We start from the raw sequence: 16,192 nt of genomic DNA, 5'->3' as shown, positions 1-16,192 counted from the left end.
GGGGGCGATTCGGCTGACTCGCCCGGAGAGTTGGCCGACATGCGCGGGATGTCCGGCCGTACACCTGCATGGACAACCGGAGGGAGGACGTCCGTACGAGGACCGGGGCGGTCCGGACGGCGTTCACGCCACCCCGGACCACCCCGCCCCGCCGCCGCTACGCCTCGCGCGCCCCGGCGTACATCTCGTCGAGCAGGTCCTTGAACGTCCGCTCCACCACCGGCCGCTTGACCTTGAGGCTGGGGGTGACCTCGCCGTGCTCGATGTCCAGGTCGCGCGGCAGCAGCCGGAACTTGCGGATCTGCTGCCAGCGCTGCAGGCCCTCGTTGACCCGCTCGACATAGCCGTCGATCAGCGCGCGCACCTGGTCGGTGGCGACGACCTCGGCGTACTTCTTGCCGTCCAGGCCGTGCTCCTTGGCCCAGCCCATGATCGTCGGCTCGTCGAGGGCGATCAGCGCCGTGCAGAAGTTCCGGTTGGCGCCGTGCACCAGCACATTGGAGACGAACGGACAGACCGCCTTGAACTGACCCTCCACCTCGGCCGGCGCGATGTACTTCCCGCCGGAGGTCTTGATCAGGTCCTTCTTGCGGTCGGTGATCCGCAGATAGCCGTCGGCGGACAGCTCGCCGATGTCGCCGGTGTGGAACCAGCCGTCCTCCTCCAGGACCTCGGCGGTCTTGTCCGGCAGGCCGTGATAGCCCTGCATGATGCCGGGGCCGCGCAGCAGGATCTCGCCGTCCTCGGCGATGCGTACCTCGGTGCCGGGCAGCGGCTTGCCGACCGTGCCGGTGCGGTAGGCCTCGCCCGGGTTGACGAAGCTGGCGGCGCTGGATTCCGTCAGGCCGTAGCCCTCGAGGATGTGAATGCCGGCGCCGGAGAAGAAGTAGCCGATCTCCGGGGAGAGCGCGGCCGAGCCGGACACCGCGGCGCGCAGCCGGCCGCCGAAGGCCTCCCGCAGCTTGGCGTAGACGAGGGCGTCGGCGACCTTGTGCTTGGCGCCGAGCGCGAACGGCACCGAGGCGTTGCCGGTGCGCTGGAAGTTGTCCTGCGAGACCTTGGCGTATTCGCGGGACACCCCGGCCGCCCATTGGAAGATCTTGTATTTCGGGCCGCCGCCCGCACGGGCCTTGGCCGCGACGCCGTTGTAGACCTTCTCGAAGATCCGCGGTACGGCGGCCATGTACGTGGGCCGGACGACCGGCAGATTCTCGATGATCTTGTCGACCCGGCCGTCCACGGCGATCACATGGCCGACCGAGATCTGCCCGGCGGTGAGCACCTTGCCGAAGACATGCGCCAGCGGCAGCCACAGGTACTGCACATCGTCATCGGTGACCAGCCCGGTCGCCTGGATCGCGCGGGCCATGTACGACCAGCAGTCGTGCGGCAGCCGTACGCCCTTGGGGCGGCCGGTGGTCCCGGAGGTGTAGATCAGCGTCGCCAGCTGGTCGGCGCGCAGCGCGGCGACCCGCTCGGTGACGCAGTCCGGGTTCTCCTCCAGATGGGCGGCGCCGCGCTTCTCCAGGTCGGCGAGCGAGAGCACCCAGCCGTCGGGGTCCCCCTCGGCGGGCTGCGCGTCCGCCTCGTTGATCACCACGACATGCGCGAGCTCGGGCAGCTCGGCGCGGTTCTCGCGGGCCTTGGCGAGCTGGCCGGCGTCCTCGGCGATCAGCACCCGGCTGCCCGAGTCGGCCAGGATGTAGGCCGTCTCCTCGGTGTTGGTGCTGGGGTAGATCGTGGTGGTGGCGGCGCCGGAGCACAGCACACCGAGGTCGGCGAGGATCCATTCGACGCGGGTGTTGGCGGCCAGCGCCACCCGCTCCTCCGGCCGTACGCCCAGGGCGATCAGCCCGGCGGCCGTGGCGTAGACGCGTTGCGCGGCCTCGCCCCAGGTGAGCGCCTTCCAGGCATCGGGGCCGCTCCCCGAGGCGGCGGGGACCGGATAGCGATAGGCCTCGATATCGGGCGTGGCCGCCACCCGCTCCAGGAAGAGGGTCGCCACCGAGGGCGGCCGGTTTTCGATCAGCGTGTGGGTGTCCGTCACGGCATCCTCCGGGGCCCGCTTCGTTGCTGGTGACTCGCGAGTAACCTTTGAGCAGTGATCAGGGTAGAGCGCGTTGCGCCGCCGCGTAAGGGGCTACGGCCGACTGGTTCACGATGTGACCAGTGCGATAGGTGCACATAGCACCCACAGCCGCCCACCGCGACGCTTCGCCGACCGCGAAACCGTGTAAAACTCCAGGTCACACCCCGTATCACGGCGCGCACGGACCGGAGGCGCAACGCTCCGCACGTCCCGGAGACACACCCCGCATACGCGCCGGTACCCACCCGGACGGATGCACCCGGCCACCGGGACACGCGACAGGGCGCCGGTCCCTGGGGACCGGCGCCCTGTTACGCGCCAACCGGCTGCCGCCTCGCGAGCGCCGCTCCGGCGGGCTCACGCGTTCCTTCGTGCGGCAGCTTCCTGCGGGATCGTCCGTGCGGCTTCGTCCGTGCGGCTACTTCTTCTTGTCGCCGTCGGAGTCCGAGGACAGCACGGCGATGAAGGCCTCCTGCGGGACCTCCACGCTGCCGACCATCTTCATCCGCTTCTTGCCTTCCTTCTGCTTCTCCAGCAGCTTCCGCTTACGGGAGATGTCACCGCCGTAGCACTTGGCGAGGACGTCCTTGCGGATGGCGCGGACCGTCTCACGGGCGATGACCCGGGCGCCGATGGCGGCCTGGATCGGCACCTCGAAGCCCTGCCGCGGGATCAGCTCGCGCAGCTTGGCGACCAGCCGCACGCCGTAGGCGTAGGCCTTGTCCTTGTGGGTGATCGCGGAGAACGCGTCCACCTTGTCGCCGTGCAGCAGGATGTCGACCTTGACCAGGTCGGAGACCTGTTCGCCGGTGGGCTCGTAGTCCAGCGAGGCGTAGCCGCGGGTCTTGGACTTGAGCTGGTCGAAGAAGTCGAAGACGACCTCGGCGAGCGGCAGGGTGTAGCGGATCTCGACGCGGTCCTCGGAGAGGTAGTCCATGCCGAGCAGGGTGCCGCGGCGGTTCTGGCACAGCTCCATGATCGCGCCGATGAACTCGCTCGGGGCGAGGATCGTGGCCCGTACGACCGGCTCGTGCACCTGGTCGATCTTGCCGACGGGGAACTCGCTGGGGTTGGTGACGATGTGCTCGGTGCCGTCCTCCATGTCCACGCGGTAGACCACGTTGGGCGCGGTGGCGATCAGATCGAGGCCGAACTCGCGCTCCAGGCGCTCGCGGACGACCTCGAGGTGCAGCAGACCGAGGAAGCCGACACGGAAGCCGAAGCCGAGGGCCGCGGAGGTCTCCGGCTCGTAGACCAGCGCCGCGTCGTTGAGCTGGAGCTTGTCCAGCGCCTCGCGCAGCTCCGGGTAGTCCGATCCGTCGAGCGGGTACAGCCCCGAGAACACCATCGGCTTGGGGTCCTTGTAGCCGCCCAGCGCCTCCTCGGCACCCTTGTTGAGCTGGGTGATCGTGTCGCCGACCTTCGACTGCCGGACGTCCTTCACGCCGGTGATGAGGTAGCCCACCTCACCGACGGACAGGCCGTCGGCGGCCGTCATCTCGGGAGAGTTGGTGCCGATCTCCAGCAGCTCGTGCGCGGCGCCGGTGGACATCATCCTGATGCGCTCGCGCTTGCCGAGCGTGCCGTCGACGACCTTCACATAGGTCACGACGCCGCGGTAGGCGTCATAGACCGAGTCGAAGATCATCGCGCGGGCGGGCGCGTCCTTGACGCCGACCGGGGCCGGGACATCGCGGACCACCTTGTCCAGCAGCTCGGGCACGCCGACGCCGGTCTTGGCGGACACCCGCAGGACGTCCTCGGGCTCACAGCCGACGAGGTTCGCCAGCTCGGCGGCGAACTTCTCGGGCTGCGCGGCCGGCAGATCAATCTTGTTCAGTACGGGGATGATCGTGAGGTCGTTCTCCATCGCCAGGTAGAGGTTGGCGAGGGTCTGGGCCTCGATGCCCTGGGCGGCGTCGACGAGGAGGATGCAGCCCTCGCACGCGGCGAGGGAGCGGGAGACCTCGTAGGTGAAGTCGACGTGGCCCGGGGTGTCGATCATGTTGAGGATGTGAGTGGAACCACTCTTCTCCTCGCCCTCGGAGGGCGACCAGGGCAGCCGGACCGCCTGGGACTTGATCGTGATGCCACGCTCGCGCTCGATGTCCATGCGGTCGAGATACTGCGCGCGCATCTGCCGCTGGTCGACGACACCGGTGAGCTGGAGCATCCGGTCGGCGAGCGTCGACTTGCCGTGGTCGATGTGCGCGATGATGCAGAAGTTACGGAGGAGGGCCGGGTCGGTACGGCTCGGCTCCGGCACGTTCGTAGGGGTCGCGGGCACGCAGGGTCCATTCAGTGAACGCGGGTAGGCGGGACTCGGATATGTGACGTCTCCCCCATGGTCCCATGCGCGACGGGCGCGAGTGGGTTTGGGCGGGGCGGGGCGGAGCGGGACGGGCTCCCGAGCGGGCCGGAGTCACCGGGAGCCGGGCGAGGGGGCGGCCGGGGGACAGGGCCGGGGCGATCGGGGACGGGGCGCGGGGTGGCCTGGAGGGGCGGCCGGGGCGGTTCGAGGGGCGGCCGGGGCGTTCGGGCGGCGTCCCGCAGGCGGCGGCCCTGGGCCGGTTTGGGACGCCGTAGACCCTGCTGGTAGCCTGGTCCACTGCGCTTCGTGCCCTCTCTCGTACGCGGCGCAACTCGAAACTCCAACGAACCTGAAAAGGCTCTTTCGTGGCGAACATCAAGTCCCAGATGAAGCGGATCAAGACCAACGAGAAGGCTCGTCAGCGCAACAAGGCTGTCAAGTCCTCCCTGCGTACCGCGATCCGTCGCACCCGCGAGGCCGTGGAGGCCGGTGACCTGCAGAAGGCCACCACCGCCCAGGCCGAGGCTGCCAAGAAGCTCGACAAGGCCGTCAGCAAGGGTGTCATCCACAAGAACGCCGCCGCCAACAAGAAGTCGGCGCTGGCCAAGAAGGTCGCCGGCCTCCAGGGCTGAACCTTCGCTTGACCGTATGACCTGCACCACCCCTGCCGACAGGGACTCAGCGGCCCCTCTCTCCGCTCTCTGATCGGTGCAGCACCGCGCCGCACACGGCCTGCGTTCGCCACGCGGGTGCGGCGCACCCGGCCCGGCCGGCGGATTCCGCCGACGAAGCCGCGCATGCTTGAAGGCCCCGCCTTCGCCCCTTCCCCGGGGCGGCGGCGGGGCCTTTTGCTGTATCGGTGGGGCGGGCGGGGGGCTCGGTTCTCCGGCGCGTCCGGTCGGGGGATCGGGGGTGGAGTCGGGGGCGGGGTCGGAGTCGGGGTCGGGGGCTGGATCGAGGGAGATCGTGCACTGGCCCGGTAGCGCGAGGTCCTTGGGGTCCGCCCGCCGGGGTGCAGTCTTTCGGCCATCCGCTAATCTGCGGCCATGTCGCTCTCGGGGGATCAAAACAGCCCGTACTCCGCCTATGGCACACCTGGGATACCTGGGGCGCCCGGGACACCCGGCACTCCGGGTGCGCCGCAGGCCAATCCGTATGGAGGGGTGCCGGGCGGATACGGCGGCCAGGCACCCGGCAGTTACGGCTACCCGCCGGCGCCGCCGACGGGCGGCGCGGAACGGGGCGTGTCCGGCTGGATCTGGGCGATCGGCGGGGCGGTCGCCGCCTCCGCGATCTGGGCCTCCATGATGTTCGCCACCGGCGCCTTCTCCGGGCCCAGTCCTGACCTGGCGGGCTACTCGTACACCGACGACCTGTGCGCGGCCACGTCGATGACGCCGTTCAAGAACGCCGACTTCACCATCGCGGCGAACAAGGCATCCGCCGCCTCGGACACCGACACCGCCAATCCCCAGCACAGCGGGTCCCGGCAGGACGCGGTGGACACCATGTGGTGCAACACGTCGCTGAAGGCGAAGAGCGCAAGCAGCTCCGGGTACTCCTCGACCTGGCTCTACAACACCGCCACCCTGCACAAGAAGACCGACCCCGGCCCGGAGTTCGCGGCCGGCTACCGGGCGTACGAGAAGCAGGCGAGCTCGATCGACTACCGGGTCGAGCGGGTGACCGGCATCGGCGACGAGGCCTATCTGGTGACCCAGAAGAAGAAGGACGGCAGCACCGACGCCTCGTACATGCTGCTCGGGGTGCGGGACGGCTGGCTGACGTATCAGTCGACCTGGTCGAACTACGCCTCGAGCGGCGCCTCCGGCACCCAGCCGACCGGCGATGAGGTGGCGACGATGTTGAAGACCAGTGCAAAGGAGACGCTTCAGCGCTTGCGGGACGCCGAATCGCGCTGAGGCCGGCGCCGCCTTGGCCTGGGCGGCGGTCTTGGTATCTGCTCGCGGTCCTGGAATCTGCTCGCGGTCTTGGCGTCTGCCCGCGGTCCCGGCGTCAGCGGTCAGCCATGGGCTGTCGCCGATTGGCCGTCAGTCATCACTGATCAGCTGTCATCGATCAGCTGTCAGCCGTCGCCCGTCAGCCGGCGTCCGTAATCCACCGTTCGTCACCCATCGTCCGTCATCCGTCCTCCGTCCTCCGTCATCGATGCGACCGGGCCGCGCGGGCGATGGCGACGACGGCCTTCTCCAGGGCGTACTCGGGGTCGTCACCGCCGCCCTTGACGCCCGCATCGGCCGCGGCGACCGCGCGGAGGGCCGTGGCGACGCCGTCCGCCGACCAGCCGCGCATCTGCTGCCGCACCCGGTCGATCTTCCACGGCGGCATCCCCAGATCGCGGGCGAGATCGCCGGGGCGGGCGCCGCGCGGGGCGGAGGCCAGCTTGCCGATGGCGCGTACGCCCTGGGCGAGCGCGCTCGTGATCATGACGGGGGCCACGCCGGTCGCCATCGCCCAGCGCAATGCCTCCAGCGCCTCGGCGGCGCGGCCTTCCACGGCGCGGTCCGCGACCGTGAAGCTCGACGCCTCGGCCCGGCCCGTGTAGTAACGCGCGACGACGGCCTCGTCGATCGTGCCCTCGATATCGGCGGTCAGCTGCGAACAGGCCGAGGCCAGCTCGCGCAGATCGCTGCCGATCGCATCGACCAGCGCCTGGCACGCCTCCGGCGTCGCCGAGCGCCCGATCCCCCGGAACTCGCCCCGTACGAACGCCAGCCGGTCCGCGGGCTTGGTCATCTTGGGGCACGCCACCTCGCGCGCACCCGCCTTGCGGGCGGCGTCCAGCAGGCCCTTGCCCTTGGCGCCGCCGGCATGCAGGAGGACGAGCGTGATCTCCTCGGCAGGCGCACCGAGATACCCCTTGACGTCCTTGATCGTGTCCGCCGACAGGTCCTGGGCGTTGCGCACCACCACGACCTTGCGCTCGGCGAAGAGCGAGGGGCTGGTGAGCTCGGCGAGCGTGCCGGGCTGCAGCTGGTCGGAGGTGAGGTCGCGTACGTCGGTGTCCGCGTCGGCGGCGCGGGCGGCCGCCACCACCTGCTGCACGGCGCGGTCGAGGAGCAGGTCTTCCTGGCCCACGGCGATCGTGACGGGGGCGAGAGGGTCGTCGTTAGCTGTCTTCCTGGCCATCGCGGTCCAGCATCCCACGCGCCACTGACACCGCCGTCCCGGCCTGCGCTCCGCTGCCGGACAATGGTCCGGTGAGCGATGCACAACACCTACGACATGTCCTGGTGCTGCCCGACCGCGATGCGGCGGAGGAGCTGGCGGAGCAACTGACCGAACGCTTCGGCCTCGCCCAGGAGCCCCTGCTCGTGCGGGACGCGCTGGCCGGCGAGGACGACGCGGAGGACGCGCAGTGGCTCGTGGTGGTCGAGGACCCGGACGCCTCCTACGACCCGGCGCGGCTGGACGGGCTCGCGGCGGAGTACGAGGGGTGGCGGGAGGCGGAGTAGGCGCGCCGGACGCACGGCGCCGATGCGACACCGCTAGGCGTCGGTGCCCCTATCCGGTGCGGTGCTCATCGGCGGGGTTCATCGGCGGGGTTCACCCGCTGGGCGTCCGCTCCGCGGCGAACCAGCGGCGGGTGCGTTCGGCCACCGCGGCAGGGGTGCCGGCGACCACATCGGCGATGGTCTGTGCGGCAAGCTCGCGGCGCCACGCCAGCTCGGCCTTGCGCATCGCCGTCGCGATACCGCAGGGCCGTCCGTACTCCCTGCCCGGCGCCTCGGCACCGGCCCCCTGACGTCGGATCTCGGTGCACCGGAACGCGTCCTCGGTCCCCTCGATCGCCGCGACGACATCCATCAGACTGATCCGCTCCGGTGGCCGGGCGAGACGGAACCCGCCGCGGGCGCCAGGGGTGGAGCTGAGGATTCCGGCACGTACCAACGCCTGCAGCCGCTTGTTCAGATAGGCCTGCGGAAGCTCGAAGGAAGCCGCGAGCCGAGCGGTCGACACGGGACCCTCGTCGTCCAGCCAAGCCAGCGTCACACAGCAGTGCAGGCCCCATTCGACGCCCTCACTCATCCTCATGGCCGGAAGTCTACCGAATCTGGAGATTGAGAGTCCTGGTTCAGCCCCTGCCGTCGTTTCAGTGGGCCGGCGCCCAGCGCGGGCCGCCCGAGGGGTGAGGCGCGGGCCCAGGACCGTACCGCGCCCGCCGCCGGCCGGGGCGCCGAGGGGGCGCATGCCGCAATCAGCGAAATTACCGAAATTGCCTGGGCGCTTCTGAGCGCGAGTGGCGCCGGGCAGACGGGAAAGGGCCTCTTGCGCGATTCGCTGGACGATGGATGAACCTTTGATGACCGGCTGCCGAAGCCCCATCGGGGTCTGTTGCGCCTCCCTACAGTGCAGTCATCCCAACGTCCGATCATCTGTGCGAGGTTGCCGTGGCTCTGCCGGACACCGAGACGATCCTGACCGCGGCCGGGCTCGCGGCGACGGCCGTCGTCTGGGCCGTCGAGCGCTTTCTGCCGGGCCGGAAGCGGATCGGCTACCGCGTCCAGATGGACACCGCGATCGGCATGAACCCCCAAGATGCGCACAGCCTGGTGCAGTTGCGGCTGCTGCGACAGGACCAGGAGATAAGCGACGCGACGCTGGCGCTGCTGCGGTTCGAGAACGACGGCGGCAAGGACATCGTCCGGCAGGATTACCAGGAGCCGCTGACCGTGGAGTTCGCCGGTCGCACCGTGATCGGGGTGGAGGTGCCGGACGCCAACCCGACGGATCTGGTGGGCATGCTGACCCGCAACGGCGGCGGGCTGCGGCACGACGGCGGCCGGCTGTTCGTCCCCAAAGTGCCGTTGAACAAGCGCAATCACTTCAAGCTGCTGGTGCTGCTCTCGGGCCCTGGAGACGGGACGGGGGCCGCCACGGGCTCCGGACCCGGTGGCGGCCCCGGCGAGGTGACCGTCGGCGGGTTCATCAGCGGCGGGCGGATCCGGCGCAACGCCCAGCGCTGGGGACCGCGCAAGCTCAGCCTCGCCCTGGGCGGCACCTTCATCGTCCTGCTGGGCCTGCTCGGCGGGCTGCTGCTCAACGGCCGTACGGCGCCGATGCCCAGCGAATGCGCGGCCGGGCGGCTGACCATCGACGGGTCCACGGCCTTCGCGCCGCCGATGCGGGAGATCGCCCGGCAGTACCGGGCCCGGTGCGCCGGCGCCGACATCACCGTCCTGGAGAGCGGAAGCCTCTCCGGCCTGGGCAACCTCAACCGGGAGGCGAAGCCCGCAACCACCGAGGGCCCCGGCTTCATCGCCGTATCGGATGTGCCGGCACCGTCCCTCTACCGGCGGCTCGAGGGGGAGCGGGTGGGCGTCATCCTGCTCAGCCTGGTGGCGAACGAGAAGACCGGCATCGACGACCTCACCCTCGACCAGGTCCGCAAGATCTACGACGGGACGTACACCAACTGGAAGCAGCTGCACGGCAACGACCTGCCGATCCACCTCGTCAGCCGGGACGCCGGCTCGGGCACCCGCCGGGCGTTCGAGACGTCCGTACTGCACCGCTCGGAGCCGGGGGTGGTGTCGTCGTACGACTGCGGCGACAAGGACCGCGACGAGCGAGCGCGTCTGACGCGCTGCGAGGTGAACAGCACCAAGGGCCTGCTGGACGCGGTGGACCGGGTGCCGGGCGCAATCGGCTACGCCGAGGTCTATGCGGCGGCGAAGCGACCGCACCTGGTCAGCGTGCGGCTGGAGGGACATGAGCCGGACATCGAATGGGGACGGCAACGCGATTACCCCTTCTGGACGGTGGAGTACCTCTACGCATACGGGCGGCCCGAAGACGGCTCACTGACCGCGAAGTTCCTGGCGTTCATGGACTCGGACACGGCGAAGAACATCATGCGGATGTACAAGCACGTGCCGTGCGCCGACCGGCAGAGCCTGCCGGACGACGTCTGCCGCCCCTGAGCCCGCACCCCTTCCGCCGGCGGCCGCAGGAGCGGCGGCCACGTGAGCGGCGGCCGCGGACCGTCGCGGTCAGCCGGTCCCGGGTTCCCAGCACCGCGATGGATCCGTCGGTGTCGGTGCGCAGCACCCGGGCGCCCTGGGCGCGCAGCGCCGAGACGGTGCGGGGCGCCGGATGGCCGTAGGGGTTGCCGGCGCCGACGGATATCACCGCCAGCCGCGGCGCCAGCCGCCGTAGCAGCTGCGGGTCCTGGTAGGCGGAGCCGTGGTGCGCCACCTTGAGGACGTCTACGGAGGACAGCTCCGGGTGGGCGGTCAACAGGGCCTGCTGAGCGGGAGGTTCGAGGTCGCCGGGCAGGAGGAGGGTCAGCCCGCCGGTACGGACGAGCAGGGTGACGCTGGCATCGTTGGGGCCGGGCATGACGGGACCCGCGGCCGGCACCCCCGGAGTCCCGGGAACGGGCGGCCAGAGGACTTCCCAGGTCAATGGGCCCAGCCGACGGCGCTCCCCCGGTACGGCGCGGATGATCGGCACCCCGGCGTCCGCGGCCCGGCGGCGTACGAACTCGGCCTGCCCCGGGGGCTCTTGGAGCGTGGTGGTCTCGATGACTCCGACCTCGCGGCCGTGCAGCGCGCCGGGGAGGCCGTCCACGTGGTCGGCGTGGAAGTGCGTCAACACGAGGAGCGGGATACGGCGAATGCCCAGGTCGGACAGGCAGCGGTCGATGGCGCGGGGCTCGGGGCCGGTGTCGACGACGAGTGCCGTACCGTCGCCGGCGGCCAGGACCAGGCCGTCGCCCTGCCCGACATCGCAGACCACGGCCCGCCATCCCGGTGGCGGCCAGCCGGTGAGGATACGGGTGACGGGTGCCGGGCGGCAGATCGCCAGGATCAGGGCCAGGGCACAGAGCACACAGAGCCAGCGGTGGCGCAGCGCTCTGCGGCCCACCGCGACCAGGGCGGCGGTGGCGGCCGCCAACAACAGGCCGCCCGGCCAGCCGCCCGGCCACTCCAGCTCCGCTCCGGGCAGCGACGCGCCCGTGCGGGCAATCCAGGCGATGCCTTCCGCGGGCCAGGCCGCGCACCACGCCAGTGCCTGGGCGACCGGTGGAGCGATCGGGGCGAGGGCTAGGGCCGCGAAGCCGAGCACGGTGGCCGGGGCCACGGCCAGCTCGGCGAGCAGGTTGCAGGGCACGGCGACCAGGCCGACCCGGGCGGCGAGCACGGCGACGACGGGAGCGCAGACCGCCTGTGCGGCGGCCGCGGCGGCCAGCACCTCGGCCAGGCGGGGCGGCACCCGGCGCCGCTGGAGGGCGGCGCTCCAGCGCGGCGCGAGCAGGAGCAGCGCGCCGGTCGCCAGGACGGACAGCAAGAAGCCGTAACTGCGGGCGAGCCACGGGTCGTAGAGCACCAGCAGCAGGACCGCGGCGGCAAGCGCCGGGAGCAGGGAGCGTCGGCGGCCGCTGCCGATCGCGAGCAGGGTGATCAGCCCGCAGGCGGCGGCACGCAGCACACTCGGGTCCGGTCGGCACACGACGACGAAGGCGAGGGCGAGTGCGCCGCCGAGGAGAGCGGTGCCACGCAGCGACAGGCCCAGGCGAGGCGCCAGACCGCGGCGTTCGGCACGCAGCGCGAGATGGGGCGGGCCGATCAGAAGGGCCAGCACGATGGTCAGGTTGCTGCCGGAGACGGCGAGCAGATGCGTCAGGTCGGTGGCGCGGAAGGCGTCGTCCAGGTCCGGCGGCACCCGCGACGTATCGCCCACGACCAGGCCGGGCAGCAGCGCTCGGGCATCGGGACGCAGCCCGTCCGTGGCCTCGCGGAGCCCGGCGCGCAGGCTTCCGGCCAGCCGCTGGAGGGCGGAGGGCGACCCGGTCCTGACCGGCGGCGTATCGGCGCTGACCCGCAGCACGGCGGCGACCCGGTCGGCCGGCGACAGCGGCGGGGCGGCACGCGCCACCACACGGATACGGGTCGACGGCAGCAGCCCGCGCCACCCGGGGGGCGGCCCGCGGACCGCCTCGCCGTCCGCCGGCCCCCGGCCGTGCCCCTGGACGACGACCAGCGTCGGCGTGCGGAGAGCGGTCGCGGTGCCGTCCGGCGCGGTCAGCCGCACCGCGTCGGCGGTGAACACCAGTGCCGGAGGCGTCCGTTGGGACCCGCGTACCTTGGGCCGGGTCGGCCGAGGGTCGCCGGTGACCGTCAGGTCGACCGTGACCCGCGCATATCGCTGCGCCCAGCCGGGCAGGGGTCCCCGCCGCAGATCCGCCGCATGCAGCGCCGCCGACGCGGCCCCGGCCACCGCGCACAGCAGCACCGCCGCCAGCGCGACGAACGCGCCGGGCGACCAGCGCCGGGAAGACCGGTCGCTCCGCCGCACCACCGCGACCCGCAACGCGACCACCGCGAGGACGACGGCCCCTGCACAGGCAGCCACCACCGCGCCGCCCGGTGCGCCGAGGCCCGCCGCCGCGGCGCCCCAGGCGGCCAGGGCCGGCCCGACGAGCCGGAGGTCGGCCGGGCCCTCCTGATACGGCTCCGAGTGGCCGTACGGCGAATGTGCCGAGGCGTGCACGGGAGGGCGGGTGGTGTTCATGGCTGCACCAGAGGGCGGAGATCGGCGAACCGGCGATCACCGATCCCGGTCACCTGACGGAGCTGGTCCACCGCGGTGAACCCGCCGTGCTGCGTACGGAATTCGATGATGTGCCGGGCGAGCACGGGTCCGACTCCGGGGAGCGTGTCGAGTTGCTGCTCGGTCGCCGTGCTCAGGCTGACCGGCCCGCCGGCCCCGCCCCCGCCGCCCGTCGCCGCGCTCCCGTCGCCGCCGTCCCCTGCGGCGCCGCTCCCGGCATCCGGCATACCGCCCGCACCCGCCTCGCCCACCACGATCTGTTCGCCGTCCGTCAGCAGCCGCGCCCGGTTCAGCCCACGCATGCCGGCCCCGCGCAGGGCACCGCCCGCGGCGCGTAAGGCATCGGTCACCCGCGAGCCCGGCGGCAGCCGGTGGATCCCGGGATGCCGCACCTTGCCCGCGACATCGACGACCAGCTCACGCGCCGCGGCGCCCGGCGGCCCGCTCCCCGCCGAGCCGGTCGGCGAAAGGGACGGCGAGAGAGGCGGCGACAGCGATGGCTGTCCGGAGCCGGCGCCCGGTGCCGCCTCCGTCCGCGCGGCCGCCGGGGTACGTACCGGCTCCGGCCGCGCGCCCCAGAAGTGGTGCACGGCGAACCCCAGGGCCACCACGAGCACCAGGGTCAGAGCGGCGAGCGCCTTCAGGTCCGTTCCGCACCGTAACTGCACCCACAGCGGGAGCCGTTCGCGTACCGCAAGCCGCAGCCTTTCCCCTCGGCGGTCGCCCGGCGGATCGGGAGGACGAGGCGGCCCGTGGTCGCGAAGGCCGCTCGGGGGGTCGTGCTCGCGGCGCGGCGGATCGGGAGCGTCGGGCGGCGCGCCCGGCCCGGGACCGACGGGCGCGACTCCCGCCTCGGCGAACAATGCGGCGGCCCGCTCCCGAACCGACGGAACCGAACGCCCGGAAGGCGCCGGGCCGGAAGGCGCTACCCGAGGAGTCGGAGGGGCGGGCTGCGCTGCGCGAGGAGGCGGAGGAGCGGAAGCCCAGGGGACAGCGGCCGGCGGGCCGGAAGCCGAAGGGGCCGAAAACGAAGGCACCGAAGTCTCGGATGAGACCAACCAGTCCGGCGAGTCCATCGACCCCGGCGGCGCCATCGCCTCCGCCGACCCCGGCGACCCCACCCACCCCGGCGAATCCACTGAACCGAACAGAGAAGACGAAGCTGATCGAGAGTTCATGCCCTCGACGCTAAGCACCTCGCGCCGATCTCGCCGATCCACCTCAAATTCCGTGGATAACGGGCCAGTTGTGGAAAACTACGTCACCCACAGGAGCGTTCCGACACGCCCCTCACCTCGGCGACACCACGGCCCCCAACAGCCCCGGCCCGGTGTGCGCGCCGATCACCGCGCCCACCTCGCTCACATGCAGCTCGTTCAGCCCAGGCACCCGCTCCCGAAGCCGCTGGGCCAGCGCGTCCGCACGCTCCGCCGCCGCAAGATGGTGGACCGCGATATCGACCTCGCCCTCCCCCGCCCGCTCCGCGGCGATCTCCTCCAGCCGTGCGATGGCCTTGGACGCCGTACGGACCTTCTCCCGCAGTTCGATCCGCCCGTCGGCCAGTTGGAGGATCGGCTTGACGGCCAGCGCCGAGCCGAGCAGCTTCTGTGTCGCGCCGATCCGGCCGCCGCGACGCAGGTAGTCGAGGGTGTCGACGTAGAAATACGCGGAGGTGCCGGCGGCCCGCTTCTCCGCGGCCGCCACCGCCTCGTCGGCGTCCCCGCCGCTCTCCGCCACCTCGGCCGCCGCCAGGGCACAGAACCCGAGGGCCATCGCGACCATCCCGGTGTCCACGACACGCACCGGCACCGGCGCGTCCTTGGCCGCGAGCACCGCCGCGTCATAGGTGCCGGAGAACTCCGAGGAGAGGTGCAGCGAGACGATGCCGCTCGCGCCGCTCTCCGCGACCGCGCGATAGGTGTCCGCGAAGGTCGCGGGGCTGGGCCGCGAGGTCGTCACCGCGCGGCGCTTCTGCAACGCCTGGGCGACGGATCTCGCGGAGATCTCGGTGCCCTCTTCCAGGGCCTGGTCCCCCAGGACGACGGTCAGTGGTACGGCCGTGATGTGGTGACGCTCGATTTCCGTCCGCGGCAAGTAGGCCGTGGAATCGGTGACGATGACGACATGGCGGGACATGACTGGGAGGTTAGCCGGGGAACCCGGCACCCGACAGTGTGGGCCCCTCCCCAAGATCTTCCAAGTTTGGCCAAGGCTCCGCCAAGAGGCCTCCGGCCGGCGTGATCAACGCTACGGCTCTCCTCTCCCCCGCTCCACCCCCGCCCCGCCCCTCCCCCTCCCGTGCCGTGTGGTCAGATCACGTCGACGTGCCCTCCGCCCGGGACGGGCGCTCCATCGGGGGCGCCTCCTCCTCGGCCCGCGGCGGCTTCTCCCACGCATAGGTCGGCCGGGCGTGCGGGTCCCTGGCCGTGATCGCCGGAGCCTCCTCGCCCACCGGGCCCCAGGAACGCGAGGCATCGGCCCCGCCAGGAGACGCCGCCGCATCCCCAGCGGGCGCCTGCATCGATTCCCCCGCCGGCCCCTCCGTCCAGTGCCGCAGCGCGCCCGCCTCGACATCGATCTGGTCGCTCAGCGCAGCCAGATCGTCGTCCGCGAACTTCCGGGCCCGGTCGCGGGCCGCCCAGCGCAGGGACTCCGCGGAGTGGGTGATCCGCTCCATGCGCTCGCGCAGCTCCGGCAGGCGGGCCGCGATGGTGGCGCGGTCGGGCTCGCGCTCCAGGCGCTTGAGCTCGTCGTCGAGCTCACGGCCGTGCGCGCTGAGGCGCTCGAAGAGCCTTACCGACTCGCTCAGGGAGGCATCGTCCGGTGAGCCGGTACGCAGCGCTTCCTGCGTGGCGCGCATGGAGGTGCGCAGCGAGAGCCGCAGCTGTGCCAGGTCACCGACCACGCCCGGCTGTGTGAGCCGGCGGGCATGCAGGCTGGTGTCCTCGACGGTGCGCCGGGCCTGGGCGACCGTACGGTCCACGCCGCGCTTGGCCGCCTTGACGGCCTTGACCGTGACGATCGCCCCGGCAGCGACGAACAGCACGAAGAGCAGCGCGAAGATCGCGACGGCTACTTCCATGGGCTCTCCCCAACGGTCTCGGAGGCGCAGGTTCGTGCCCCGCGCTCTCTCCCTCAACCGTAAACGGCGCGGGCAGGCCAGGGGTTCCAAACGAACCCCCAACCTGCCCGTAGGGGAAACCCCCTATGCGCCT

12 protein-coding genes are annotated in these 16,192 nt (G+C 71.8%); 4 read left to right on the top strand and 8 right to left on the bottom strand.

Annotated features, from left to right (window positions below; translation table 11 throughout):
* Positions 1 to 157 precede the first annotated feature (157 nt).
* Both ACIRPT_RS08155 and lepA read right to left on the bottom strand, forming a co-directional pair.
* A complete protein-coding gene (locus ACIRPT_RS08155; protein WP_403823976.1) occupies positions 158 to 2,047 on the bottom strand; it encodes an AMP-dependent synthetase/ligase in 1,890 nt (629 codons plus the stop codon).
* Between the two features lie 460 nt (positions 2,048 to 2,507).
* A complete protein-coding gene (gene lepA, locus ACIRPT_RS08150) occupies positions 2,508 to 4,376 on the bottom strand; it encodes a translation elongation factor 4 (RefSeq protein ID WP_403506629.1) in 1,869 nt (622 codons plus the stop codon).
* 389 nt (positions 4,377 to 4,765) lie between these two features.
* On the opposite strand from lepA, the gene rpsT reads away from it, so the two are divergent.
* Positions 4,766 to 5,032: a 30S ribosomal protein S20 gene (rpsT, locus tag ACIRPT_RS08145; RefSeq protein ID WP_403506626.1), complete on the top strand. Its 267-nt coding sequence runs from the start codon at positions 4,766 to 4,768 to the stop codon at positions 5,030 to 5,032.
* Positions 5,033 to 5,563: 531 nt separating this feature from the next.
* A complete protein-coding gene (locus ACIRPT_RS08140) occupies positions 5,564 to 6,322 on the top strand; it encodes a hypothetical protein (RefSeq protein WP_403823972.1) in 759 nt (252 codons plus the stop codon).
* Positions 6,323 to 6,563: 241 nt separating this feature from the next.
* Here ACIRPT_RS08140 and holA read toward each other — a convergent pair whose 3' ends face one another.
* Positions 6,564 to 7,550: a DNA polymerase III subunit delta gene (gene holA / locus ACIRPT_RS08135; protein WP_403506620.1), complete on the bottom strand. Its 987-nt coding sequence runs from the start codon at positions 7,548 to 7,550 to the stop codon at positions 6,564 to 6,566.
* Between the two features lie 71 nt (positions 7,551 to 7,621).
* Between holA and ACIRPT_RS08130 the strand changes: the two genes are divergently transcribed.
* Positions 7,622 to 7,876, top strand: coding sequence for a hypothetical protein (locus tag ACIRPT_RS08130; RefSeq protein ID WP_403823969.1), 255 nt, complete (start codon positions 7,622 to 7,624; stop codon positions 7,874 to 7,876).
* Positions 7,877 to 7,967: 91 nt separating this feature from the next.
* Here the strand turns inward: ACIRPT_RS08130 and ACIRPT_RS08125 are convergent, their stop codons facing one another.
* Complete coding sequence (locus tag ACIRPT_RS08125; protein WP_403823966.1) at positions 7,968 to 8,456, bottom strand: RrF2 family transcriptional regulator; 489 nt, start codon at positions 8,454 to 8,456, stop codon at positions 7,968 to 7,970.
* A 356-nt stretch (positions 8,457 to 8,812) separates the two neighbouring features.
* On the opposite strand from ACIRPT_RS08125, the gene ACIRPT_RS08120 reads away from it, so the two are divergent.
* A complete protein-coding gene (locus ACIRPT_RS08120) occupies positions 8,813 to 10,345 on the top strand; it encodes a PstS family phosphate ABC transporter substrate-binding protein (protein ID WP_403823963.1) in 1,533 nt (510 codons plus the stop codon).
* On the opposite strand, the gene ACIRPT_RS08115 is transcribed toward ACIRPT_RS08120, so the two are convergent.
* The 4 genes from ACIRPT_RS08115 to ACIRPT_RS08100 form a co-directional block, all read right to left on the bottom strand.
* A complete protein-coding gene (locus ACIRPT_RS08115; protein ID WP_403823960.1) occupies positions 10,275 to 12,938 on the bottom strand; it encodes a ComEC/Rec2 family competence protein in 2,664 nt (887 codons plus the stop codon). The two genes, ACIRPT_RS08120 and ACIRPT_RS08115, sit on opposite strands and share 71 nt — an antisense overlap.
* Positions 12,935 to 13,645 (bottom strand): ComEA family DNA-binding protein, encoded by a 711-nt coding sequence (locus ACIRPT_RS08110; protein WP_403823957.1) that lies wholly within the window; start codon positions 13,643 to 13,645, stop codon positions 12,935 to 12,937. Before ACIRPT_RS08110 ends, ACIRPT_RS08115 begins: the two co-directional genes overlap by 4 nt.
* Positions 13,646 to 14,267: 622 nt before the next feature.
* A complete protein-coding gene (locus ACIRPT_RS08105) occupies positions 14,268 to 15,113 on the bottom strand; it encodes a DegV family protein (RefSeq protein ID WP_403506602.1) in 846 nt (281 codons plus the stop codon).
* 178 nt (positions 15,114 to 15,291) lie between these two features.
* Complete coding sequence (locus ACIRPT_RS08100) at positions 15,292 to 16,059, bottom strand: hypothetical protein (protein WP_403823954.1); 768 nt, start codon at positions 16,057 to 16,059, stop codon at positions 15,292 to 15,294.
* Positions 16,060 to 16,192 lie beyond the last annotated feature (133 nt).

The sequence above is a fragment of the Streptomyces sp. NPDC101227 genome, assembly GCF_044767545.1.
Classification (GTDB): domain Bacteria; phylum Actinomycetota; class Actinomycetes; order Streptomycetales; family Streptomycetaceae; genus Streptomyces.
This window is presented reverse-complemented; position numbering and strand designations above follow the sequence as displayed.

What these genes read in the sequence shown, in the direction of transcription:
- holA (WP_403506620.1), bottom strand. Translation starts at nt 7,550, where the DNA reads ATGGCCAGGAAGACAGCTAACGACGACCCTCTCGCCCCCGTCACGATC.
- ACIRPT_RS08125 (WP_403823966.1), bottom strand. Translation starts at nt 8,456, where the DNA reads ATGAGGATGAGTGAGGGCGTCGAATGGGGCCTGCACTGCTGTGTGACG.
- ACIRPT_RS08115 (WP_403823960.1), bottom strand. Translation starts at nt 12,938, where the DNA reads ATGAACACCACCCGCCCTCCCGTGCACGCCTCGGCACATTCGCCGTAC.
- ACIRPT_RS08105 (WP_403506602.1), bottom strand. Translation starts at nt 15,113, where the DNA reads ATGTCCCGCCATGTCGTCATCGTCACCGATTCCACGGCCTACTTGCCG.
- ACIRPT_RS08100 (WP_403823954.1), bottom strand. Translation starts at nt 16,059, where the DNA reads ATGGAAGTAGCCGTCGCGATCTTCGCGCTGCTCTTCGTGCTGTTCGTC.